21 protein-coding genes are annotated in these 20,896 nt (G+C 68.8%); 12 read left to right on the top strand and 9 right to left on the bottom strand.

Annotated elements, in window-relative coordinates; genetic code table 11:
* Position 1: 1 nt before the first annotated feature.
* Positions 2-694: an SDR family NAD(P)-dependent oxidoreductase gene (locus AC0LPE_RS20900; protein WP_490605149.1), complete on the bottom strand. Its 693-nt coding sequence runs from the start codon at positions 692-694 to the stop codon at positions 2-4.
* Between the two features lie 216 nt (positions 695-910).
* Here AC0LPE_RS20900 and AC0LPE_RS20895 point away from each other — a divergent pair, with 216 nt between their 5' ends.
* From AC0LPE_RS20895 to AC0LPE_RS20885, 3 genes are all read left to right on the top strand, one after another.
* Positions 911-1,624: a dienelactone hydrolase family protein gene (locus AC0LPE_RS20895; RefSeq protein ID WP_088898293.1), complete on the top strand. Its 714-nt coding sequence runs from the start codon at positions 911-913 to the stop codon at positions 1,622-1,624.
* Positions 1,625-1,744: 120 nt separating this feature from the next.
* Positions 1,745-3,679: a 2-oxoacid:acceptor oxidoreductase subunit alpha gene (locus AC0LPE_RS20890; RefSeq protein WP_490606386.1), complete on the top strand. Its 1,935-nt coding sequence runs from the start codon at positions 1,745-1,747 to the stop codon at positions 3,677-3,679.
* Positions 3,676-4,746, top strand: coding sequence for a 2-oxoacid:ferredoxin oxidoreductase subunit beta (locus AC0LPE_RS20885; RefSeq protein ID WP_490605148.1), 1,071 nt, complete (start codon positions 3,676-3,678; stop codon positions 4,744-4,746). The genes AC0LPE_RS20890 and AC0LPE_RS20885 overlap by 4 nt, the downstream gene beginning before the upstream one ends.
* 76 nt (positions 4,747-4,822) lie before the next feature.
* Here the strand turns inward: AC0LPE_RS20885 and AC0LPE_RS20880 are convergent, their stop codons facing one another.
* From AC0LPE_RS20880 to AC0LPE_RS20865, 4 genes are all read right to left on the bottom strand, one after another.
* Positions 4,823-5,293 (bottom strand): hotdog fold domain-containing protein, encoded by a 471-nt coding sequence (locus AC0LPE_RS20880; protein WP_160874167.1) that lies wholly within the window; start codon positions 5,291-5,293, stop codon positions 4,823-4,825.
* 26 nt (positions 5,294-5,319) lie between these two features.
* Positions 5,320-5,949 carry a TetR family transcriptional regulator gene (locus tag AC0LPE_RS20875; RefSeq protein WP_160874165.1) on the bottom strand — a complete coding sequence of 210 codons (630 nt, stop codon included), beginning with the start codon at positions 5,947-5,949 and terminating at the stop codon, positions 5,320-5,322.
* Positions 5,950-6,063: 114 nt separating this feature from the next.
* The gene (locus AC0LPE_RS20870) at positions 6,064-7,458 is read right to left on the bottom strand and encodes an amidohydrolase family protein (protein WP_490605147.1); all 1,395 of its coding nucleotides are present in this window, start codon (positions 7,456-7,458) and stop codon (positions 6,064-6,066) included.
* The gene (locus AC0LPE_RS20865) at positions 7,455-8,678 is read right to left on the bottom strand and encodes a CoA transferase (RefSeq protein WP_490605146.1); all 1,224 of its coding nucleotides are present in this window, start codon (positions 8,676-8,678) and stop codon (positions 7,455-7,457) included. The genes AC0LPE_RS20870 and AC0LPE_RS20865 overlap by 4 nt, the downstream gene beginning before the upstream one ends.
* 58 nt (positions 8,679-8,736) lie before the next feature.
* On the opposite strand from AC0LPE_RS20865, the gene AC0LPE_RS20860 reads away from it, so the two are divergent.
* On the top strand, positions 8,737-9,786 hold the full coding sequence (locus AC0LPE_RS20860) for an enoyl-CoA hydratase/isomerase family protein (RefSeq protein ID WP_088898286.1): 1,050 nt from the start codon (positions 8,737-8,739) through the stop codon (positions 9,784-9,786).
* Positions 9,787-9,829: 43 nt separating this feature from the next.
* Positions 9,830-10,243 (top strand): hypothetical protein, encoded by a 414-nt coding sequence (locus AC0LPE_RS20855; RefSeq protein ID WP_060650299.1) that lies wholly within the window; start codon positions 9,830-9,832, stop codon positions 10,241-10,243.
* A 72-nt stretch (positions 10,244-10,315) separates the two neighbouring features.
* Here the strand turns inward: AC0LPE_RS20855 and AC0LPE_RS20850 are convergent, their stop codons facing one another.
* The gene (locus AC0LPE_RS20850; RefSeq protein WP_145690891.1) at positions 10,316-11,335 is read right to left on the bottom strand and encodes a MaoC family dehydratase; all 1,020 of its coding nucleotides are present in this window, start codon (positions 11,333-11,335) and stop codon (positions 10,316-10,318) included.
* Between the two features lie 5 nt (positions 11,336-11,340).
* Positions 11,341-12,219 (bottom strand): HpcH/HpaI aldolase/citrate lyase family protein, encoded by an 879-nt coding sequence (locus AC0LPE_RS20845; RefSeq protein ID WP_490605145.1) that lies wholly within the window; start codon positions 12,217-12,219, stop codon positions 11,341-11,343.
* Between the two features lie 213 nt (positions 12,220-12,432).
* Between AC0LPE_RS20845 and AC0LPE_RS20840 the strand changes: the two genes are divergently transcribed.
* From AC0LPE_RS20840 to AC0LPE_RS20830, 3 genes are read left to right on the top strand one after another with little or no spacing between them, the layout of a single operon-like run.
* Positions 12,433-13,584 (top strand): acyl-CoA dehydrogenase family protein, encoded by a 1,152-nt coding sequence (locus tag AC0LPE_RS20840; RefSeq protein ID WP_490605144.1) that lies wholly within the window; start codon positions 12,433-12,435, stop codon positions 13,582-13,584.
* Positions 13,585-13,610: 26 nt separating this feature from the next.
* The gene (locus AC0LPE_RS20835) at positions 13,611-14,357 is read left to right on the top strand and encodes a GntR family transcriptional regulator (protein ID WP_016694498.1); all 747 of its coding nucleotides are present in this window, start codon (positions 13,611-13,613) and stop codon (positions 14,355-14,357) included.
* Between the two features lie 28 nt (positions 14,358-14,385).
* Positions 14,386-14,838: a MaoC family dehydratase gene (locus AC0LPE_RS20830; protein WP_016694499.1), complete on the top strand. Its 453-nt coding sequence runs from the start codon at positions 14,386-14,388 to the stop codon at positions 14,836-14,838.
* A gap of 3 nt (positions 14,839-14,841) precedes the next feature.
* Here AC0LPE_RS20830 and AC0LPE_RS20825 read toward each other — a convergent pair whose 3' ends face one another.
* Positions 14,842-15,957: a PQQ-dependent sugar dehydrogenase gene (locus AC0LPE_RS20825; RefSeq protein WP_160874219.1), complete on the bottom strand. Its 1,116-nt coding sequence runs from the start codon at positions 15,955-15,957 to the stop codon at positions 14,842-14,844.
* A complete protein-coding gene (locus tag AC0LPE_RS20820) occupies positions 15,957-17,018 on the bottom strand; it encodes a D-TA family PLP-dependent enzyme (protein WP_088898281.1) in 1,062 nt (353 codons plus the stop codon). Before AC0LPE_RS20820 ends, AC0LPE_RS20825 begins: the two co-directional genes overlap by 1 nt.
* A gap of 72 nt (positions 17,019-17,090) precedes the next feature.
* Between AC0LPE_RS20820 and AC0LPE_RS20815 the strand changes: the two genes are divergently transcribed.
* From AC0LPE_RS20815 to AC0LPE_RS20800, 4 genes are read left to right on the top strand one after another with little or no spacing between them, the layout of a single operon-like run.
* Positions 17,091-18,911 carry an N-acyl-D-amino-acid deacylase family protein gene (locus AC0LPE_RS20815; protein WP_490605143.1) on the top strand — a complete coding sequence of 607 codons (1,821 nt, stop codon included), beginning with the start codon at positions 17,091-17,093 and terminating at the stop codon, positions 18,909-18,911.
* Entirely contained in the window at positions 18,908-19,549 is a 642-nt protein-coding gene (locus tag AC0LPE_RS20810) for a TetR/AcrR family transcriptional regulator (protein ID WP_490605142.1), read from the top strand. The genes AC0LPE_RS20815 and AC0LPE_RS20810 overlap by 4 nt, the downstream gene beginning before the upstream one ends.
* Entirely contained in the window at positions 19,539-20,411 is an 873-nt protein-coding gene (locus tag AC0LPE_RS20805; RefSeq protein WP_490605141.1) for an alpha/beta fold hydrolase, read from the top strand. Before AC0LPE_RS20810 ends, AC0LPE_RS20805 begins: the two co-directional genes overlap by 11 nt.
* A 4-nt stretch (positions 20,412-20,415) precedes the next feature.
* Positions 20,416-20,889 (top strand): nitroreductase/quinone reductase family protein, encoded by a 474-nt coding sequence (locus AC0LPE_RS20800; protein WP_160874147.1) that lies wholly within the window; start codon positions 20,416-20,418, stop codon positions 20,887-20,889.
* Positions 20,890-20,896: the final 7 nt, after the last annotated feature.

Raw genomic sequence — 20,896 nt, 5'->3', positions numbered from 1 at the left:
TTCAGCCGACGTTGGTGACCGGGATCAGGCCACCGGTGACGGAGGCACCCGCATCGGAGATCAGGAACTCGATGACCTTCGCGAGGTCGGCCGGCTTCGACCAGCGGCTCGTGTCGGCGTCGGGCATCGCGGCGCGGTTGGCCGGGGTGTCGATGACGACGGGCAGCAGCGCATTGACGCGGATGTGGTCATCGCGGTACTCGAGCGCCATCGTCTCGACCAGCGCCGACACCGCAGCCTTGGAAGCGATGTAGGAGGCGCCGCCCGGGAAGGGATTGAGCGTCGCGGCGGTGGAGATGCAGACGATCGATCCACCGCCGCGGCGGATCAGGTGGGGCAGCGCCGCCTGGCTGACGGAATAGGCGGTGCGCAGGTTGAGATCGAGCTGGGAGTCGAGGACCTCGATCGGGGTCTCGTGCACCCGCGGTCCCGAGGTGAAGCCGCCGACGAGGTTGACGACGCCGAACAGGGGAGCGTCGGGGTCGTCGCACGCCAGGTTCAGGGCGTCCTCGAGCTGTTGCTCGTCGGAGAGGTCGGCCTGGACGAGCTGCAGATTCGGATGCGTGCCGACGCGCTCGAGCTCGTCACGGACCAGCCACGGCACCACGACCCGCCATCCGGTGTCGAGGAGATGTTTCGTCACGGCGCTGCCGAGGCCGCCGGTGCCACCACTGACCAATACGGTGCGAGCCATCTGCCTGTATCCCTTTCGAGCGAGCCGTCTGCCGTGCTCCGACCGTACGTCGGTGCGCGAGAGGAACGATACCGCAAAACGGAAATGATGTTCTCATTCTTTTCGGCGTGCGGGACGGACGGCCCCTGAGCTGCAGCGACGGGTGGATGCGCTGCCCGCTGAACGACTTCGTACGAAGATCATGACGAACAAACGACGCAAGTGGAAGGACGGTCGATGACCGACATCGAGGCAGAATTCGTTCACATCGCAGGTCTGCGTGCCTACCTGGCCAGGCCGCTCGGCGGTGCCACCGGAGGAATGCTGCTGCTGCCCATGATCACCGGCATCGACGCCCAGGTCCGCGAGTACGCGCACGACATCGCCGGAACCGGTGTGACCGCGCTCGTCTGGGATCCCTGGCACGGACCGAGCGCCGACGACAGCTCGCGCGAGGAACTCGTGGAGTTGATGCGGGGCCTCGACGACGAGAAGTGCCTCGCGGAGATGGCGACCCTGCTCGACCACGCCTTCGGTGAACTACGCCTGGAGAAGGTCGGCGTGATCGGGTGGTGCCTCGGCGGACGCCTCGCCCTGATCCTCGGCGCCCGCGACACGCGCGTCGCGAACGTCGTCGCCTACCACCCGTCGATCGCGGTGCCGCCCGCCCCGAACCACACGATCGACGCCGTCGAGCAGGCAGGTCGCGTCGCGGCACCCGTCATGGTGCTGCACGCCGGCGCCGACACGATCATGAGCGCCGAGACCTTCGCGAACCTGCAGGCGACGCTGCAACAGCGCGAGACCGGCGCGACCATCACCCACGTCTACCCGGGCGCCGAACACGGCTTCTCCTCCCGCGACCGGCACGGCAATCCCGTCAACGCCGACGCCTACGCCGTGTCGTGGCCGCAGGCGTTGAGCTTCATCGGGGACACCGTGAAGTCCTGACGTATTCGCTACAGAATCGGCTTTCCGCTACGGCAATTTGTTGTAGCGGAAAGCCGATCTTGTAGCGGATGGACAGAATTTTCGGGAGAAACGGTTGCACATGCGCGCGTGAGGGCCACGATGGAGCGCATGGCGTCGAGCGCGAAACTCGAACAGGTCGTCATCCGCATCGCCGGCGACTCCGGCGACGGCATGCAACTCGCCGGTGACCGGTTCACCGCCGAGGCGGCCGCCTTCGGCAACGACCTGGCCACACAACCCAACTTCCCCGCCGAGATCCGCGCACCTCAAGGCACTCTTCCCGGGGTCTCGAGCTTCCAGATCCAGATCGCCGATCACGACATCCTCACCGCCGGGGACCGGCCCGACGTGCTGGTCGCGATGAACCCGGCGGCCTTCAAGGCCAACGTAGGCGACCTGCCCCGAGGCGGCACCGTCATCGTCAACAGCGACGAGTTCACCAAACGGAACCTGAGCAAGGCCGGCTACGACGCCGACCCGCTCGGCACCGACGCCGTGGAGCACCTGACCGTCCACGCCCTGCCGATGAGCACGCTCACCACCGGAGCCGTCGAACCGGCCGGCGTCGGTAAGAAGGACGCGCAGCGCTCGAAGAACATGTTTGCGCTCGGTCTCCTGTCGTGGATGTACGGGCGGCCGATCGCGCCGGTCGAGACGTTCCTCGAGCGCAAGTTCGCGTCGAAACCCGACATCGCGCACGCGAACGTCCTCGCCCTGCGCGCCGGCTGGAACTACGGCGAGACCACCGAGGCGTTCGCCGCGACCTACGAGGTGGCCCGCGCGTCGCTGCCACCCGGGACGTACCGGCAGATCACCGGCAACACCGCCCTCGCCTACGGTCTCGTCGCGGCGGGTCGCGCGGCGGGGATGGACGTCTTCCTCGGCACCTATCCGATCACGCCGGCCTCCGACATCCTCCACGAACTGAGCAGACTCGGACGCTTCGGAGTGCACACCTTCCAGGCCGAGGACGAGATCGCGGGTATCGGCGCCGCGATCGGCGCGTCCTACGGCGGTGCGCTCGGGATCACCAGCACGTCGGGTCCGGGGATCGCCCTGCAATCCGAGGCCATCGGTCTGGCGGTGATGACCGAGCTGCCGCTGATCGTCGTCGACGTCCAGCGCGGCGGACCGTCCACGGGCCTGCCGACGAAGACCGAACAGGCCGACCTGATGCAGGCGATGTTCGGCCGCAACGGCGAATCGCCCGTCGCGATCGTCGCACCGCAGTCGCCCGCCGACTGCTTCGACGCCGCACTCGAGGCCGCGCGCATCGCCATCACCTACCGCACGCCGGTCATGCTGTTGTCCGACGGTGCGATCGCCAACGGATCCGAACCGTGGCGGATCCCCGACATCGACGACCTGCCCTGCATCGATCCGCGCTTCGCCGCGTCGCCGGGCGACGACGACCCCGGCTATCAGCCCTACGCCCGCCATGCCGACACCCTCGCCCGCGACTGGGCGATACCCGGAACCGCAGGTCGCGAGCATCGGATCGGCGGACTCGAGAAGGCCGACGGCACCGGCGACATCTCCTATCATCACACCAACCACGAGCTGATGACCCGACTGCGGGTCGCGCGGGTGGCGGGCATCGACGTCCCGGATCTCGACGTCGACGACCCCACCGGCGACGCCGAGGTACTGGTGCTCGGCTGGGGTTCGTCGTACGGGCCGATCGGGGAGGCCGTGCGCCGCGCCCGGCGGGCCGGGCATGTCGTCGCCCGCGCACACCTCCGGCACCTGGCGCCGATGCCGAAGAACCTCGGCGATGTGCTCGGCCGCTACCGGCGCGTGCTGGTCCCCGAGATGAACCTCGGCCAGCTCTCGTTCCTGCTGCGGTCGCGGTTCGACGCCGACATCCAGCCGGTGACGAAGGTGGCGGGCATGGCGTTCCGCGCCGACGAACTCCACGACGCCATCGAGGCCGAGTTCGCCGGAACACTCGCCGACACCGAACGATCCCGGACACCGGCTGCGATCGCCTCCTCGACGAAACTCGACTCCACAGCAGAGAGGGCACGAGCATGACCGGACTCCTCGGCCACGATCTCGGACTCCGCCCGCACACCGACGCACTCGACGGTGTGCCCCGCACGGACGACCCGCAGAAGGCGAAGGACTTCACCTCCGACCAGGAGGTGCGGTGGTGCCCGGGCTGCGGCGACTACGTCATCCTCGCGACGGTCCGCAGCCTGCTGCCCGAATTGGGTGTCCGGCGTGAGAATCTCGTGTTCGTCTCCGGTATCGGATGCTCGTCGCGGTTCCCCTACTATCTCGACACCTACGGTGTGCACTCGATCCACGGCCGCGCCCCGACGCTCGCAACCGGTCTCGCGGTGACGCGTCCGGATCTGTCGGTGTGGGTCGTCACCGGCGACGGCGACGCCCTGTCGATCGGCGGCAACCATCTCGTCCATGCCCTGCGCCGGAACGTGAACATGCGGATCCTGTTGTTCAACAACCGGATCTACGGCCTCACCAAGGGGCAGTACTCGCCGACCTCGGAGGTCGGCAAGGTCACCAAGTCCTCACCCGGCGGGTCGGTCGACGCGCCGTTCAACACCCTGTCGCTCGCGCTCGGCGCCGAAGCGTCCTTCGTCGCGCGTGCTCTCGACTCCGATCGCGCCGGGCTGACGGAGGTCCTGCGCGCGGCGGCACATCATCGCGGTGCGGCCTTCGTCGAGATCCTGCAGGACTGCCCGATCTTCAACGACGGGTCGTTCGACGTGCTGCGCAAGGACGAAGCGCCGTCGCACCTGATCCCGCTACGGCACGGCGAACCGATCATCTTCGGCATCGACGACGAGCTGTGCGTCGTCCGAAAGGGTTTCGGCCTGCGGGTGGCACAACGCTCCGAGGTGGACGCCGCCGACATCGTCGTGCACGACGCGCACACCGACGACCCCGAATACGCATACGCGTTGTCGCGGCTGTCGGACCAGGACCTTCGCTACGTCGTCACAGGGATCGTGCGGCAGGTCGCGCGGACGACCTACGACGACGCCGAACGCGCCCGGGTGCGGGCCGCGCAGGAATCCGGCACCGCAGACCTGCAGCAGTTGCTGCGGGGCGACAACACGTGGACCGTGCCCTGACGCCGGCATCCGCTACCGTCCTGGCCATCCGCGACGGCAATCTGCTGTAGCGGAGGGCCGACGTTGTAGCGGGTGTCTATCGGCGGGGCTTCGGCGAGACGTTCATGGTGATGCGGGCCGTGACGAAGACCTTGCCCTCGGCATCCGAGATATCCACGGGGACGACGAGTTCGGTGGGCTCGTCGGGGAAGTCCGGGATGTCGTCGAGCCGGGCGACCGCGGTGACGGCGGTGGTCGCCTTCGACTTGTACTCCACGGTCATCCCGACGGGGATCCAGCGGTGGGTGGCGGGGACGGTGGCGTCGGTCATCATGCCGCCGGCGATCTCGGCCATGTTGCACGACGCGATCGCGTGATAGGTCCCGAGGTGGTTGTGCACGCTGCGCCGATTCGGTGCGGTGACCCGGCACAGACCCGGCCGCAGTTCGTGGATGAGCGGATGGATGCTGCGGAAGTAGGGCGCCTTGAAACACACTGCCTGGGTGAACAGCCAGTTCCCGAACGGCACGCGCTGCAGTCTGTTCCAGATGTCGAGGTTGGTCGTCATGACGGATGTCCTTGTCGGTCGGGCGATCAGCGTGGTGCCGGATCGGGTGGGGTGAGGGCGAGGACGGCTCGAACGGCCGCGGCGAGGCGGTCGCGGACGGCGGGCGTGGGGTCCCGTCGTCCCCGCAGGAGCAGGGCGGCAGGGAGTTCGACGACGCAGTCGCGGATCACCGCCACCGCTTCGCGATCGGCGCGGTCCCACACGCCACGGGCGAGCCGGACGAACAGGGCCGTGAGCGCGTCGTCGAGAGCATTCAGCTGTGTGGCGACGTCGTTCGGGACGTCGCCGGAGCCGAGGACGTCCGCGCGACGCACGGCGAGCAGGAAGTGCCCGGAGACGGGGTAGCGGATCGAGTACTCGGCGGGCGCGTCGGCGGCAGCGACGACGGCCTCGACGGCGTTCTGTGGCGCCGACCCGGTGGCGAGGGTGCGGTCGACGGCGTCGCGTTGCAGGTCGAGGAAGCGCCGGGCCGCGCGCAGCCAGACGTGTCCCATCAGCCCTGCCCGCGACCCGAAGGCGTGGTAGATCGCGCCGTTGGACACCGACGTCGCTTCGGAGAGTGCGCGGACGGTGACGGCAGCGGGGCCGGATTCCACTGCGAGTGCCTCGGCTGCGTCCATCAGCCGGTCGAGGTTGTGGGTGCGTGTGCGCGCCATGCCCAGACAGTAACAGAGCGCGTGCTCTGGAATGGCCGGAAGAGGTGGATCCGCTTCCGTCCTGGATATCCGCTTCGGGACACTGCTGAAGCGGATGACTGGCGTTGTAGCGGATCAGGAGTGGTGGACGACGCGACCGGCGATGACGGTCGCGCGGACCGCGTCTCCGGTCGGGGCCGCGAGGGCGTCGGCCAGGGGACGGTCGAGCAGGACGAGATCGGCCGGCGCGCCGACCCGCACGCGGCGAGCAGCGCCACCGGGGTCGTCGAGCGGCGCCAGATACCGGGCCAGCGCGGTCGCGGCAGGAATGCGTTCGTCCGCCCCGACGGCGTCACCGGTCGGGCACGTGCGGGAGACCGCGGCGGAGATCACCGCCCACGGGTCGGCGGGGCCGTAGGGGGCATCGCTGGACAGCGCGACCGGCACGTCGCCGTCGAGGAGGCTTCGGCAGCGATAGAGGTCGGGCAGGTCGACGGCGGGCACGTCGCGGAGATAGGCGTCGCCGCGGTCGGCGAGGAAGCCGGGCTGGGTGACCACCTGCAGACCGAGACGACGCAGGTCGTCGATCGACTCGGCCGGGATGAGGGCGCCGTGTTCGATACGGTCGCCGGAGACGGTGCCCACCTCGGTGAGGACGGCGAGCAGGATCGCGAACGCCTCGCGACTGACGCAGTGCACCGCCACCCCGCGACCGGCATCGTGGGCACGGCGGATCGTCGTCGCGAGGTCGTCGAGGTCGGGCAGTCCGGAGTCGGCGAGCACGATCTTGTACGGACCCGCGGCGAACGTCTCCGAGCCGACGAAATCCAGTGGTGCACCGAGAAGTCGGATATGTTGCGGGACGCACCTGTCGACGTGGGAAGCGCGGAGGTGCTCGAGGGTCGACGGGGTGAGGTCGGGCGTCGCGTCGGTGAGGCCGGTGATGCCGTAGGACGCGAGTTCGGCGCCCACGTCTGCGAGCGACGGTGGGCCGGTGTCGGGCAGCCGGTCGCGGAGCCATGTGTCGGCGCGCCACACCCGTCCCGTCGGATGGCCATTCGCGTCGCGTTCGACGCCGGGATGATCAGCCGTTGCGAGTCCCGTGAGTGCGGCGGCGGTGGAGTTCAGGAACCACATTGCGCCGCTTCGATGTTGGATGCGCACGGGACGCTCGGCGTGCAACGCGTCGAGAGAAGCCGAATCCAGCAGGCCGGCAACCTCTTCCGAGTATCCGACACCCCGGATCCATCCGTCGCCGGCCGCGGTTGCGAGTGCGCGGGCGAGTTCGTCGGCGGTGCGGACGGCAGGTGGACCACAGCGGACCGACGCGCGGTCGGCCGCGAGGGCATGCAGGTGGATATGGTGGTCGTGCAGACCCGGAAGCAGTGCGCCTCCATGGCCGTGGACGACGTCGGCGGACGCGGGCACCGAGATTTCCGACCCGATGGCCGCGACGACCCCATTGCGGATGAGGACATCGGTTCCGCCGACACCGTCGACCTCGACGTCGCGGACGACGAGGACGCTCACGATCGGATGCCCAGATCGGTGAGTACGCGCTGGGTGTCCCGCCCGGATTCGGCGACCTCACCGGAGATTTCACGCCTCTGCGGTTCGGCGACGGCAACGACACCGTCCGCTGTCTGCAGCACCCACTGCTCGCCGTCGCGGATGGCGGGTTGCGAGATGGTCGTGGGTTCGTCGAGAGTCGCCGCGACGACAGCGGACATCGAGATGTCCCAAAGCTTTCCGTGTCCGTCGGGTGGTACCGACATGGCCAGCGCCGCCGCGGTGAGACCCGTGAGGGGATCGGTGATCGCATCACCGACGAAGACGGGGCCCTCCGCGTCGTACGCGATCAATCCGGCGGAGGCGGCGATGTCGTCGCCGAAACCCACACGGTGCGAATCCCGTCCGTGTGCGGTGATCGAGATCCACGTGGTGCCGTCGTCCACGGCCTTTGCGGCGTCGAGGCCGAAACCGGCGAGTGCTCGCGATCGCGATGCTTCGATCACGATGTCGGCGGTTGCCACCAGTTCCGCGAGTTCGCGTCGCTGCGTGTCGTCGGCCGGGTCGAGCACGACCGATTCGTGCCCGCCGTGCAGGAGTCGATAGAAGTCGGCATTGCCGCGACGCGCACCGTCCGGCCGCGACGGCGTCTCGACCTTGACGACGCGCGCACCGGCGAGACCGAGCAGATGCGCACACAGCGGCCCGGCCCACAGTGCGCTGAAGTCGACGACGAGCAACCCGTCGACCGAGCGGGGCTCCGACGGCGTCAGGGAAGCGGCTACACCGTGGACGACAGGCCCCGCCGCGATCCCGAGCAGTTCGGCACGCTCGGCCAGCTCCGCCCCGGTGTGTTCGACGAGCCAGTCGGCGACGGCAAGCCACGGATCGCCGGGGATCTCCTCGCCGATCAGGGCGCCGAGCAGGAGCGGGTCGTCGGGACGCGCGCACGAGACCGCCGCCCACCCGTCGATCGTCGGCAACAGGCGACACGCACCTCCGGCGGAGACCGCTCCACCACGACGATGACCGGTGAACGCCGCACGCTCGGACAGCAGGCGTGCGCCGTCGATGTCGGCGACGTCACCGGAGGCAGCGGTGATCCAGGCGGAGAGTTCGCGGGCGGCGGTGGCAGCGCGACCGGGTGGGAGCAGTGGGGGACCGTCGACTCTGCCGGTCAGAGAGGCAATTCCGCTGTCGGCCCAGTCGCGTACCGGGTCTGCGGCGAGGTCGGTGGCCACGACCGTGATGTTACATTTCGTGCCGGATGGGGCCTGGTGGAGTACAAGGACGGACCACATGGATACGGCACGAGCGATGCTTCTCTCCGCTGCGGACCTGGCGAACGGCGCGGCAGGAGAGCTCCTTCTCGGTGAGGGCGGTGCCGTGTCCCGGCCGATGGTCGTCGTCGACCTCGACGCAGGCGTTCCCCTGATCGAGCGTGCCGTCGAGCAGGCCGCGCTGGCCGACCGGATCCTCGTCGGCCGCGCCACCCGCGAGATCCCCGCCGAGGTTCGTCCGTTGATCGACGCGCTCGACCTCACCTACGCGCCGGTCGCGCAGTCCCGCGGCGTGGTGGACACACCGGATCCGGACGCGAGCATCGCCGCCTTCGCCGAGGCGGTCGCCGCGAACCCGCAGGCCGCGCTGGTGGCACGGCAGGTCGTGCGGGCGTCCGAGACGCTCGCGGTGCCGGAAGCGATCGACGTGGAGTCGCTCGGCTACTCGACGTTGCAGGGCGGACCGGAGTTCGCCGCGTGGCTCGCCGGGCGCGGCCCGCGGCCCCTGCCGCCGCCCTCGGACGAACCGGTGCTGATCGCGCGCGACGGCGACCTCCTGCACATCACGCTCAACCGGCCCGAGCGCCGCAACGCCTACGGCACGGTGCTGCGCGACGCTCTCGTCGACGCCTTGCGACTCGCGATCCTCGACGACAGCATCGAACGGGTCGTGCTCGACGGGGCTGGGTCGTCGTTCTGTGCCGGCGGTGATCTCGACGAGTTCGGCCGCACGCCCGACATCACGCTCGCGCATTTCGTCCGCACGCGCGGGGGAGTGGGGCGTCTCGTCGCGCAACTCGCCGGTCGCATCGAGGTGCGCCTGCACGGTCACTGCATCGGCGCGGGTATCGAGATCCCGGCCTTCGCGGGCCGGGTGGTCGCGACTCCCGACACGGTCTTCCGCCTCCCGGAGGTCTCGATGGGGCTCATCCCCGGGGCCGGCGGGACGGTGAGCATCCCGCGGCGGATCGGCAGGTGGCGGTCGCTGCACCTGTTCGTCACGGCTGCGCCTCTCGACGTCTCCCGTGCACTCGATTGGGGATTGGTGGACGAGATCCGCGACGTGTGAACAATCTGTTGACAACAAGTTGTTCACACACCATCCTGGGTTCATGTCCGAGGAAGGTTTCACCCCACCCGATCCGAGTCGCGAACGCGCGCACCGTGAGTACGCGGGGCTGTTCCGGATCGCCGAACGACACGGCAGCACTCCCGAACAGCGGGCCAGGCAATCGCATCCCGAGATGCTCGACCCGCTCGGCGCCATCCGTCTCGTCGCGGCACTGGCGGGCGGCGTGCACAGTCCCGGCCCCGACGAACCCGAGGTCGACGACGCCGACGTCATCGCCGCGCTCGGCCTCGTGCCGAAGGCGCGCGCCGAGATGGACCAACTCGAGGCGCTCATCCTCCGCATCGCACGGGAACGCGGGATGACGTGGCAGGAGATCGCCTTCGGCCTCGGCCTGGGGAGCACCCAGGCGGCCCGGCAGCGCTACGAGCGCCTCGTCAAGCGGGTCGACGCGTAACGACGAAACCGACGTTGTTCACGATTTCCCACAGGATGTCGCGAACAACGTCGGCTTCGGCAGCAGTGGCCGTCAGGCCATGAGCGCGGTGAACCGCCAATCCAGCACGGGCGCCGGCTCGGCATCGCCGCGGTCGCCATTCGCGGCACCGCCGCGGTGTGCGTAGACGAGCGACCGCAGGTTCAGCACGCCACCACCTTCGGCGAGGGGCTCGGCGGATTCGACGTGCAGGTCGCTGGTGAGGGTGTCGCCCTCCTGCACCGGACCGGTGTGGTCGCACGACTTCCAGCCCAGCACCGTGACGAGATTCGGCAGAGCGCGCGTCGCCTGCGAGAAGGCCAGGCCGATGGTGTGGCCGCCGTAGACGAGACGACCCGAAGCGCCGACCCGCTCGTCGTGGTGCGTCGCTGCGATATTGAGGCTCAGGCGCGCGAGTTCCGGTGCGCTCGAGACGACGTCGCCGCTGGACTGCAGTACGGCACCGGCGAGGGACTTGTCGAAGTGCTCGCCCGGCACCTTCGACCGGTAGACATCCAGATCCCAGTCGGCGGGCGCGGACCACTGCGGTTCGTCCTGCGGTCCGATGGCCGAGAGGTCGTCGGAGTGCACGACGCGGTCGGGATCGGGATTCTCGCTCAGCGGCAGCATCGCGCAGCGGTAGAAGTCGAGGACGGTGTTGCCGTCCTGGTCGACGGTGTTCATGCGCAACGCCGCGAGACCGGTGGGCTTGCGTCCGGGCTTCGCCGAATTCTCCTTCAACCCCACGACTTCGGTGGTGGTGTAGAGGGTGTCGCCGATGTGCGGGAAGCGGCGGAAACGCAGGCCGCGGTAGAAGAGATTGGCCTTGACATGGTGCGTGACGAGCGTGGACTGCCCGATCGCGATGTCGGTGACGAAGCCGGCGTGCGCGACCGGCCCGCCCGCGACGGCGGCCGAGAGGTGCTTGTCGAGCGGAAGACGCAGGCGGTCACCGAGAATGCTCTGGTGCGCAGCGGCGAGGCCGTCGGTGAGCGTCACGGCGGGGGCGGTGTCGAAGACCTGGCCGACGGTCAGTTCGTCGAAATAGGGTCCGCCGACGTACGAGGTGGTCATGGCTTTCAGGCTCCGATCTTCGACAGGGTGCGGCGGGCGGCGACGGCGACGGCCTCGTCGAGCATCTGCCCGTCGAGCTGGGCGGCTCCGGCGCCGCGGTTCTCGGCTTCCTCGAGTGCGGCGAGGACCTTGCGTGCGGCGTCGACCTGATCGTCGGTGGGGGTGAATGCCGCTGCGGCAGAGGTGATCTGCGCGGGATGGATGACCCACTTGCCGTCGAATCCGAGATCGGACACCCACTGCGCCGAGTGACGGAAGGCGTCGTCGTCGGCGATGCCGAGGAACGGGCCGTCGATCGCCTGGACATCGGCGGCGCGGGCGGCGTGCAGCACGCGGTCCTGCACATAGAGCCAGTGCTCGGGGGCTGCGGTGCGGGCGCGACCCAGGGAGGCGCCGAGGTCGGCGTAGCCGATGATCACACCGGCCACCCGGGGGCCGGCGACGATCTCGTCGATGCACTGCACGCCGGCGGGGGTCTCGATGAGGGCCTGCACGGTGACGGTCGACTCGCTGCCGAGGATGCGGTCGGCCTCGACGAGGTCGTCGGCGCTCTCGACCTTGGGGATCACGATCGAGGCGAGGGCGTCGCCGAGTGCGGCGCACGCACGCAGGTCGTCCTCGAACCAGGGGGTGCCGCGTCCGTTGATGCGCACGGAGACGGTGCGCGTGGCGCCGTGTTCGCGGACCAGGGGAGCGACGAGTTCGCGGGCGGCGTCCTTCTGGGCGGCGGTGACGGCGTCCTCGAGGTCGAGGACGACCTCGTCGGCGGCGGAGGCGAGGGCCTTACCGGCTTTGCGTTCGTCGGAGCCGGGGGCGACGAGAACGGCGCGCCGGCGGAGGTGTTGCTCGGAAGACACGGGGACCTCGGGGAGTTCGGTCGGCAATGACGGCGCTAAATGTACGGCCATTGTTGGCGGTATGCCACCCCACGGAGAGGTGTGCCCATAGGAAGGTGCAGTCGTTCGTATCGGCTAAAACTCTGCAATCACGACGTCGAATGAGTGTCTTCGCGTTGACAACGCCCGAACTTGGTCCACAAAATGGCCGTACAAAGTTTCCCGGGTCCGTGTGGCCCGTCCCCGACGAAGGGTGCCCCCGTGACCTACCTGAACGACGAAGAGACTTTTCTGGTCAAGACCGTCCGCGACTTCATCGATCGGGAGGTCAAGCCGTCGGTGCAGGAGGTCGAGCACGCCAACGAGTACCCCGAGAAGTGGATCGAGCAGATGAAGCAGATCGGCATCTACGGACTCGCCGTGCCCGAGGAGTACGGCGGATCGCCGGTGTCGATGCCCTGCTACGTCCAGGTCACCGAGGAACTCGCCCGCGGATGGATGTCGCTGTCGGGTGCGATGGGCGGGCACACCGTCGTCGCCAAGCTGCTGACCCTGTTCGGCACCGAGGAGCAGAAGAGCAAGTACCTGCCCAAGCTGGCCACCGGTGAGATCCGCGCGACGATGGCGCTGACCGAGCCCGGCGGCGGCTCCGACCTGCAGGCGATGACCACGACGGCCAAGCGCGACGGCGACGAGCTGGTCATCAACGGTGCCAAGACGTGGATCACCAACGCGCGTCGCTCGGGGCTGATCGCGCTGCTGTGCAAGACCGACCCCACCGCGCAGCCGCGCCACAAGGGCATCTCCGTCGTGCTCGTCGAGCACGGCCCGGGCCTGACCGTCTCGCGTGACCTGCCCAAGCTGGGTTACAAGGGCGTCGAGTCGTGCGAGCTGAGCTTCGATGGCTACCGCATCTCCGCCGACGCGATCCTCGGCGGCGAGCCCGGCAAGGGCTTCGCCCACATGATGAAGGGCCTCGAGACCGGTCGCCTGCAGGTCGCCTCCCGCGCTCTGGGTGTCGCGACCGCCGCACTCGAGGATTCCCTCGCCTACGCGCAGCAGCGGGAGAGCTTCGGCCAGCCGATCTGGAAGCACCAGTCCATCGGCAACTATCTGGCGGAGATGGCCACCAAGCTCACCGCCGCGCGGCAGCTGGCGCGCTACGCGGCGGAGAAGTACGACAGCGGCGAGCGCTGCGATATGGAGGCCGGCATGGCCAAGCTGTACTGCTCGGAGATCGCGATGGAGATCGCGCTCAATGCGGTGCGCATCCACGGCGGCTACGGCTACTCCACCGAGTACGACGTCGAGCGCTACTTCCGCGACGCGCCGCTGATGATCGTCGGCGAGGGCACCAACGAGATCCAGCGCAACGTCATCGCCAGCCAGCTCGTAGCACGCGGCGGACTGTGACGACCGGCCGCTAGGATCGGTCCGTCATGGACTACAAGGTGCGGGAAACGGAACCGGCCTACGCGCAACTCGCGCGCCAGCTCCGGGAGGCCGTCGAAGCGGGACGGTACAGCGACGGCACGCGGCTGCCCACCGAAGCCGAACTCGCCGAGGAACACGGCGTGAGCCGGCAGACGGTGCGCCGCGCCTTCCAGGATCTCGTGGCCGACGGCATCGTCTACCGCGTTCCCGGCCGCGGCACCTTCGCGAACGAGTCGGGCCGGCGCTACCGGCGCCAGCTCGGCTCGATCGAGGATCTGCTCGCGTTGTCGGCCGACACGGTCATGCAGATCGTCTCGCCGCTGCGACGCGGAGTCGACATCGACGCCGCGAGCCGGCTGCGTCTCGACACCGACGTGTTGTACACGGCTGTGTTCAAGCGCCTGCACGACGGAATTCCGTTCGTGCTCACCACGGTTCACCTTCCCGAATCCGTCGCCGCGCACGTGCTCGACGCGCCGGAACTCCAAGCGGGCGCGTCGAGCCGCAACACGATGATCGGGCTGCTCGAACCGCATCTCGACAGCCCGATCGTCGAAGCCGCACAGTCCATCACGGTCGCGCTCGCCACCGAACAGGTGGCGACCGAGCTGAACTGCGAAGTGGGACATCCCCTGCTGCGCGTCGACCGGTTGTACTCGAACGACGACGGCGTGCCCACCGAGTTGTCGGTGAGTTACTTTCTGCCCGAGCACTACACCTATCGCGTCACCCTCAGGCGAGCCGGTCTCTGACCGTCGCCGCACATCGACAGGAGCAACAATGCGGGTTTTCAACGGAATCGACGAGGTCGAGAAGGCCGTCGGCGAGCACCTCGGCCACAGCGACTGGCTCGAGATCGACCAGAAGCGCATCGACCTGTTCGCCGAGGCCACCGGCGATCACCAGTGGATCCACGTCGACCCCGAGCGCGCCAAGGACGGCCCGTACGGCAAGACCATCGCCCACGGTTACCTCACCCTGTCGTTGCTGCCGGTCCTCGGCACCCAGATCTTCTCCCTCGAGGGACTGAAGATGAAGGTCAACTACGGCAGCAACAAGGTTCGTTACCCCGCGCCGGTCCCTGTCGGCTCGCGGATCCGCGCCGGCGCCGAGTTCAAGTCGCTCGAGCGCACCGCCAAGGGCGCGAACCTCGTCGTCGGATACACCATCGAGATCGAGGGTGGAGAGCGCCCGGCGCTGGTCGCCGAGACGGTCGTCGTTCTCGTCCCCTGATCGTCAGGAGATCTCGATCCGGAGGATGCGATCGTCGTCGCCGGCCGGGCTGCCGCGACCGTCCCGGTTGGACGTCGTCAGCCACAGCGAGCCGTCCGGCGCGGCGACGACGGTCCGCAGCCTTCCGTACTCGCCGACGAAGAAATCGGTTGCGGTGGCTGCGGTGTCCTGAACATCAATGCGCCACAAGCGTTCTCCGCGCAGGCCTGCCATCCAGAGGCTGCCGTCGAACCACGCCAGGCCCGACGGCGACGCCTGCGAGACCGGCCACGTGAGGACCGGATCGACGAATTCGTCGGAACCCCCGGCGCCTTCGACCACAGGCCAGCCGTAGTTTGCGCCTGCCGTCACGAGATTCAATTCGTCGACGTCGTTCTGCCCGAATTCCGACGCCCACAACCGTCCCCGGTCGTCGAACGAGAGTCCTTGTACGTTGCGGTGACCGAGCGAGTACGCCGGCGATGCCGGATCGGGATTGCCGGGTGCGGGTTCGCCGTCGCTCGTGATGCGAAGGATCTTGCCGCCGAGCGAATTCGGATCCTGGGCCAGTTCGCGGCGGCCCGCCTCGCCGGTCGCGACGTACAGCATCCCGTCGGGACCGAAGGTCATCCGCCCACCGTCGTGGATCCGGGCGGACGGGATGCCGTCGAGGATCACCTCCGGTTCGGCAAGCGTGGTGCCGTCGAGAACTGCTCTGAGTACCCGGTTGTCGCTGCCGGTGGTCACGTAGAGATAGACGAAGCGGTCGGTGTCGAAGGTCGGCGACACCGCGATCCCCAGCAGCCCCGATTCGCCCTGCGCGAGGGTCTCGCCGACGCGACCGACCTCGCGGACCTCACCGTCGGTGATCTCGACGATCCGGCCGCTGTTGCGTTCGGTGACCAACGCGGAGCCGGTGGGCAGGAAGGCGATGCCCCACGGCGTGTCGAGTCCGGACGCCACCGTCCCGATCACGTGGGGTACTCCGTTCACCTCGGAGACCGCGGAGGCGGTTGCGTCCGTGACGGTCCCGGTGGTCGCCGGTCCGGTGGTCTCGGTGTCCGGCGCGGTCGATTCGGACGCGCACGCACTCAGCGGCAGTACTACCGCCGCGGTCAGGCAGGCCAGACGTCTGCGCATCACGTCGTACATCCTCGCGCGACCACCCGCCAGGTGTCCACCACTTCACCGTTCGAAAGCACGATCAGTTCGTCCGCGAGGTTCACGGCGTTGCACACGTGGTTGGGGATCACCCTCACCTTGTCGCCGAGTCGTGGGCGGGTCGACGCCTCCGGCCACTGCACCGTCGCGTGATGTTCCGACAGTGCGGTGATGCGTGCGTCCGGTTCGCCGAGGATGCGTCCGTACCCGGTGGCCCACGCGGCCCGGTCGGCGCCGAGGACCTTGGAACCGGCATCGAGGACGACCACCTGGTCGCGAGTGGAGACGACGGTTGCCAGCGCGGTCAGTGCGATGTCGGATTCGCTCACCGCGCCGAGTTCGAGTTGCTGGGCGTCACCGAAGATGTACACACCGGGTCGCAGTTCGGTTGCGACCGTAGGTACTTCGAGGAGAGCTGTGGGGGAGGAGCCGCCACTGATCACGGACGGCTCGATCCCCGCTGCTCGTAGCGACGCCGCTGCAACCGCCAGCGCGTCGGCTTCCTCCCGGGCGGCACTGCCCGGCGCGTCGGGTGCGTACGAGTGGCCGGGGAAGGTGAAGACACCACGCACGTCGAGGCCTGCTTCGCGCGCCGCCGACGCCACTGTTCCGGCCTGCTCGGGCAGCACGCCGGTGCGGTGGTGCCCACTGTCGATCTCGACGAGCACCCCGATCGCGGTGCCGGCGTGCTCGACGAGTTGCCGGGCTCCGGTCGCCGAATCGATCCCGACCGTGAGACGCACCCGTCCGGCCAGCGCGCGCAGCCGAGCGCCGCGGGCGGCGTCCACCCACAGCGGATACGCGACGAACAGGTCGTCGAAGCCCTCGTCGGCGAAGACCTCGGCTTCGGAGACGGTCGCAACTGTGAGACCGCGGGCTCCCGCGTCGAGCTGCCGTCGTCCGATCTCGGAGCACTTGTGCGTCTTCGCGTGGGGTCGGAGCGACAGACCTCGCGAGGCGGCGGACTGCGCCATCCGCGCGATGTTGCGATCGAGGATGTCGCGGTCGACGAGCAGTGCCGGAGTGGTGTCGAGATCCATGGCCGAACCGTAGACGGTCGGGACCGGAAATTTAGAGAGTGCGCGACCTCTTTTTCGTGTTACCCTCGCGCCATGAGTGGTGTGGATCACAATCATGGGGATTTCGACGTCATCGTCCGAGGTGGTCTCTGGTTCGACGGGACGGGTGCGCCCGGCGTCGTCCGCAACCTCGGCATCCGCGACGGGGTCGTCGTCACCGCGACCTCCGACAGTCTTTCCGCCGGCCCGGACACCGAGGCCGTCGACGCGCACGGCCGCTGGGTGATGCCCGGCTTCGTCGATACCCACACCCACTACGACGCCGAAGTGCTCGTGGGTCCGGGTCTGTCCGAGTCCGTGCGGCACGGCGTCACGACCGTGCTCATGGGCAACTGCTCGATCTCGACGGTGTTCGTGCCACCGGTCGACGCCGCCGACCTGTTCAGTCGCGTCGAGGCGCTCCCGCGCGAGCACGTCCTCTCGGCCCTCGAGAAGTCCAAGACGTGGAGCACGCCGCATGAATACATCGAGGCGCTGAACAAGCTGCCGCTCGGACCGAACGTGACGGCCTTCGTGGGGCATTCGGACGTCCGCGCATCGGTGATGGGACTCGGACGCTCCACGGAGTCGGCGAACCGCCCGACCCGCGCCGAACTCGCCGCCATCGACGCCCGCGTCGAGGACGCCCTCGACGCGGGCTTCCTCGGCGTGTCGACGATGACGAACCCGTGGGACAAGATGGACGGCGACCGCTACCGCTCGCGCACCCTGCCGTCGACCCACGCGTCGTGGTCGGAATTCCGCCGCCTGCACAAGATCCTGCGCCGGCGCGGCCGCACCCTGCAGGCCGTGCCGAACCTCAACACCAAGTACGACGTCGCATTCTTCGCCCTCGCCAGCACGGGCATCGGACGCAAACCGATGAAGGCGTCGGTGCTCGCCGCGGCCGACACGAAGGCCGAACGGTGGGTCAACCGCATCTTCGGCCCGATCGCGTTCGCGGCCAATCGGATCGGCAAGGGCGCCTTCCGCTGGCAGCACCTGCCCACGACCTTCGAGGTGTACTCCGACGGCATCGACCTCGTCGTCTTCGAGGAGTTCGGATCGGGCCGTGCCGCACTGCATCTGCAGGACGAACTCGTCCGCAACGACCTGCTGCGCGACGAGGCCTACCGCCGCTGGTTCCGGCAGGACTTCGAGAAGAAGTTCTCGCCCCGCGTGTGGCACCGCGACTTCGACGACACCCGGATCGTCGAATGTCCCGACGGCTCGCTCATCGGTCGGTCGATCGGCGACGTCGCGCGCGAGAGGAAACTGCACCCGGTCGACACCTTCCTCGACCTCGTCGTCGAGTACGGCCGGAAGTTCCGGTGGCACACCGTGATCGCCAACGACCGCAAGAAGGTCGCCGACCGGCTCATCCGCACCCCCGGTGTCACCGTGGGCTTCTCGGACGCCGGCGCCCACCTGCGGAACATGGCCTTCTACAACTTCGCGATCTGTCTGCTCCGCCGCGTCCACGACGCCGAGAAGGCGGGCAAGCCGTTCCTCACGCTGCCCGAGGCCGTCCACAAGCTCACCGGTGAACTCGGCGACTTCTACGGAATCGACGCCGGCCACCTGCGGGTGGGCGACCGCGCCGACTTCGTCGTCGTCGATCCTGCCGGGCTGAACGCCGACGTCGATGCCTACCACGAGGCTCCGCTCGAGGAGTTCGGCGGAATCCGCCGCATGGTCAACCGCAACGATCGCGCCGTGACGGCGACGGCGGTCGCCGGCCGGGTGGTCTACCGCGACGGCGAGTTCGTGCCCGGCTACGGACGCACCGTCGGCACCGGCCGGTTCCTGCGCGCCGGGGTGGAGGAGCGCGGACCCGCGCCGATCCGCACCCCGGCAGGTGAGCCCGTCGCGTGAGTGCACCCGCAGTACGCCGCACCCAGCAGGAGCGCAGGGAGGAGACGATCGGTCGCATCCTCGACGCGACCATCACCTCCCTCGCCGAGCTCGGCTACACCGCGACGACGATCGGTGAGGTGTGCCGGCGCTCGGGGGTGTCGTCGGGTGGGGTGTTCCGGCACTTCCCGACGCGACTCGACCTGATGATCGCGGCGGCCGATGCGGTCCGGGAACGCCAGTTCGCGAACTTCGAGGCGGGCCTCGCGGCGCTCGGTGACGAGCACGCGGACATCTCGGAGTCGCTGCGGGTGTGCCTCGAACTGCTGCGGACCGCCTGCCGGGCCCCGATGAACGCCGCCTGGTACGAACTGCTCGGCGCGGCGCGCACCGACCCCGCGTTGCGCGAGCATCTGGCGCCGATGGCCGAGCGCTATCACGCCCAGATCGTCGACTTCGGCAGGTGGCTGCCGGTCGCGGCCCGGTTCCCGTCCGACGTCTTCGACACCCTCCTGCTGTCGCTCGTGCACATGTTCGACGGCGAAGCACTGGCGTCGACGGTGCATCCGCAGCCGGAATTCGACGTGCGACGGATCGAACTGATGGCCCGGATGTTGGCGCTCGTCACATCTGACATAAGTTCGGATGATGAGCAATAACGGATCTGCTCCTCAGTGGTTCGTCGACGCCCTGGCCGCACCCGTCGAGACCGGAAAGGTCGAGGCAGCGGGTGCGACCATCGCCTACCGGGCGTGGGGCGAATCCGGTCTGCCGGGCGTCGTGCTGGTCCACGGCGGTATGGCGCATTCGGGGTGGTGGGACCACATCGGCCCGCAGCTCGCCGCCGGACGTCGCGTCGTCGCGCTCGACCTGAGCGGTCACGGCGACAGCGAGCACCGCGAGCACTACACCCTGGAAGCGTGGTCCGCGGAGGTCCTCGCCGCGGCCCGCGCCGGCGGCATCAGCGGTCCGCCGGTCCTCATCGGCCACAGCATGGGCGGGATCGTCTCGTTCGCGGCCTCCCATCTCCACGGCGACGAACTCGCCGGTGTGGTGCTCATCGATTCGCCGATCCGCGACATGACGCCCGAGGAACTCGAGATGCGCGCGAAGGCCGTCGCGAACGCCGGACCGCCGAAGGTCTACGCCGCGGCGGAGGACGCCGTCACCCGGTTCCGCCTCGTGCCGCCGCAGGAGGACGCCGAACCCTACGTACTCGAGCACATCGCCCGCGGGTCGCTGAAGCAGGTCGACGGCGGCTGGTCGTGGAAATTCGACAATCTCCGCATGGGACGTGAGGGGCGCCGTAGCCTCGAGGTGATGAATCCGGGATGCGCCGTCGCCTACTTCCGCTGCGAACGCGGCATCATCGACGACGCGCTCTACAGGCGGATCGTCGATAATCTGGGCCCTGATGCGTTGCTGATCGATCTTCCGGCCTCCGGCCACCATCCGATGATCGATCAGCCGCTGGCCGTCGTCGCTGCAGCCCGGACGCTGCTGGCAGCCTGGGGGAGATAGCCGCATGAATCCGCTCCGACCGGTCGCCGTCCGTATCGGAGCGTTGCCGTGGTTGCCGCGGTATTCACGGCCGATCATCGCGGTGGACAAGACCATCCAACGGGTCACGCGCGGCAAGGTCACCCTGCTCGCGATCGCGGGACTGCCGTCGCTCGTGCTCACCGTGAAGGGCCGCAAGACCGGGGAGCCGCGGTCCACGCCGCTGCTGTGCGTGCCGCACGACGGGGGATGGCTCGTGGTGGGCTCGAACTGGGGACACCCGAAGGCGCCGTCCTGGGCCGTCAACCTGCGCGCGGCCGACCGGGCGCAGGTGCTGTACGACGGGCACGAGTACGCGGTGGCGGTGCGGATCGCGGAGGGCGACGAACGCGAGCGGCTGTGGCAGGTGCTGCTGCAGACGTGGCCGAACTACGCGCTGTACGCGAAACGCACCGACCGGGTGCTTCCCGTCTTCGTGCTGACGCCGTTCGAGTCCTGATCGCAGG

The sequence above is a fragment of the Rhodococcus sp. S3 genome (assembly GCF_058211795.1).
Note: the sequence above shows the minus strand (reverse complement) of the source record. Positions and strands in the feature narration are given on the sequence as shown.

Bases quoted from the DNA above. Each gene is read 5' to 3' on its own strand.
- AC0LPE_RS20805 (WP_490605141.1), top strand. From the start codon at position 19,539: ATGAGCAATAACGGATCTGCTCCTCAGTGGTTCGTCGACGCCCTGGCC.
- AC0LPE_RS20830 (WP_016694499.1), top strand. From the start codon at position 14,386: ATGCGGGTTTTCAACGGAATCGACGAGGTCGAGAAGGCCGTCGGCGAG.
- AC0LPE_RS20885 (WP_490605148.1), top strand. From the start codon at position 3,676: ATGACCGGACTCCTCGGCCACGATCTCGGACTCCGCCCGCACACCGAC.
- AC0LPE_RS20825 (WP_160874219.1), bottom strand. From the start codon at position 15,957: ATGCGCAGACGTCTGGCCTGCCTGACCGCGGCGGTAGTACTGCCGCTG.
- AC0LPE_RS20820 (WP_088898281.1), bottom strand. From the start codon at position 17,018: ATGGATCTCGACACCACTCCGGCACTGCTCGTCGACCGCGACATCCTC.
- AC0LPE_RS20850 (WP_145690891.1), bottom strand. From the start codon at position 11,335: ATGACCACCTCGTACGTCGGCGGACCCTATTTCGACGAACTGACCGTC.
- AC0LPE_RS20815 (WP_490605143.1), top strand. From the start codon at position 17,091: ATGAGTGGTGTGGATCACAATCATGGGGATTTCGACGTCATCGTCCGA.
- AC0LPE_RS20895 (WP_088898293.1), top strand. From the start codon at position 911: ATGACCGACATCGAGGCAGAATTCGTTCACATCGCAGGTCTGCGTGCC.
- AC0LPE_RS20855 (WP_060650299.1), top strand. From the start codon at position 9,830: ATGTCCGAGGAAGGTTTCACCCCACCCGATCCGAGTCGCGAACGCGCG.
- AC0LPE_RS20875 (WP_160874165.1), bottom strand. From the start codon at position 5,949: ATGGCGCGCACACGCACCCACAACCTCGACCGGCTGATGGACGCAGCC.
- AC0LPE_RS20860 (WP_088898286.1), top strand. From the start codon at position 8,737: ATGGATACGGCACGAGCGATGCTTCTCTCCGCTGCGGACCTGGCGAAC.
- AC0LPE_RS20835 (WP_016694498.1), top strand. From the start codon at position 13,611: ATGGACTACAAGGTGCGGGAAACGGAACCGGCCTACGCGCAACTCGCG.
- AC0LPE_RS20880 (WP_160874167.1), bottom strand. From the start codon at position 5,293: ATGACGACCAACCTCGACATCTGGAACAGACTGCAGCGCGTGCCGTTC.
- AC0LPE_RS20800 (WP_160874147.1), top strand. From the start codon at position 20,416: ATGAATCCGCTCCGACCGGTCGCCGTCCGTATCGGAGCGTTGCCGTGG.
- AC0LPE_RS20890 (WP_490606386.1), top strand. From the start codon at position 1,745: ATGGAGCGCATGGCGTCGAGCGCGAAACTCGAACAGGTCGTCATCCGC.
- AC0LPE_RS20900 (WP_490605149.1), bottom strand. From the start codon at position 694: ATGGCTCGCACCGTATTGGTCAGTGGTGGCACCGGCGGCCTCGGCAGC.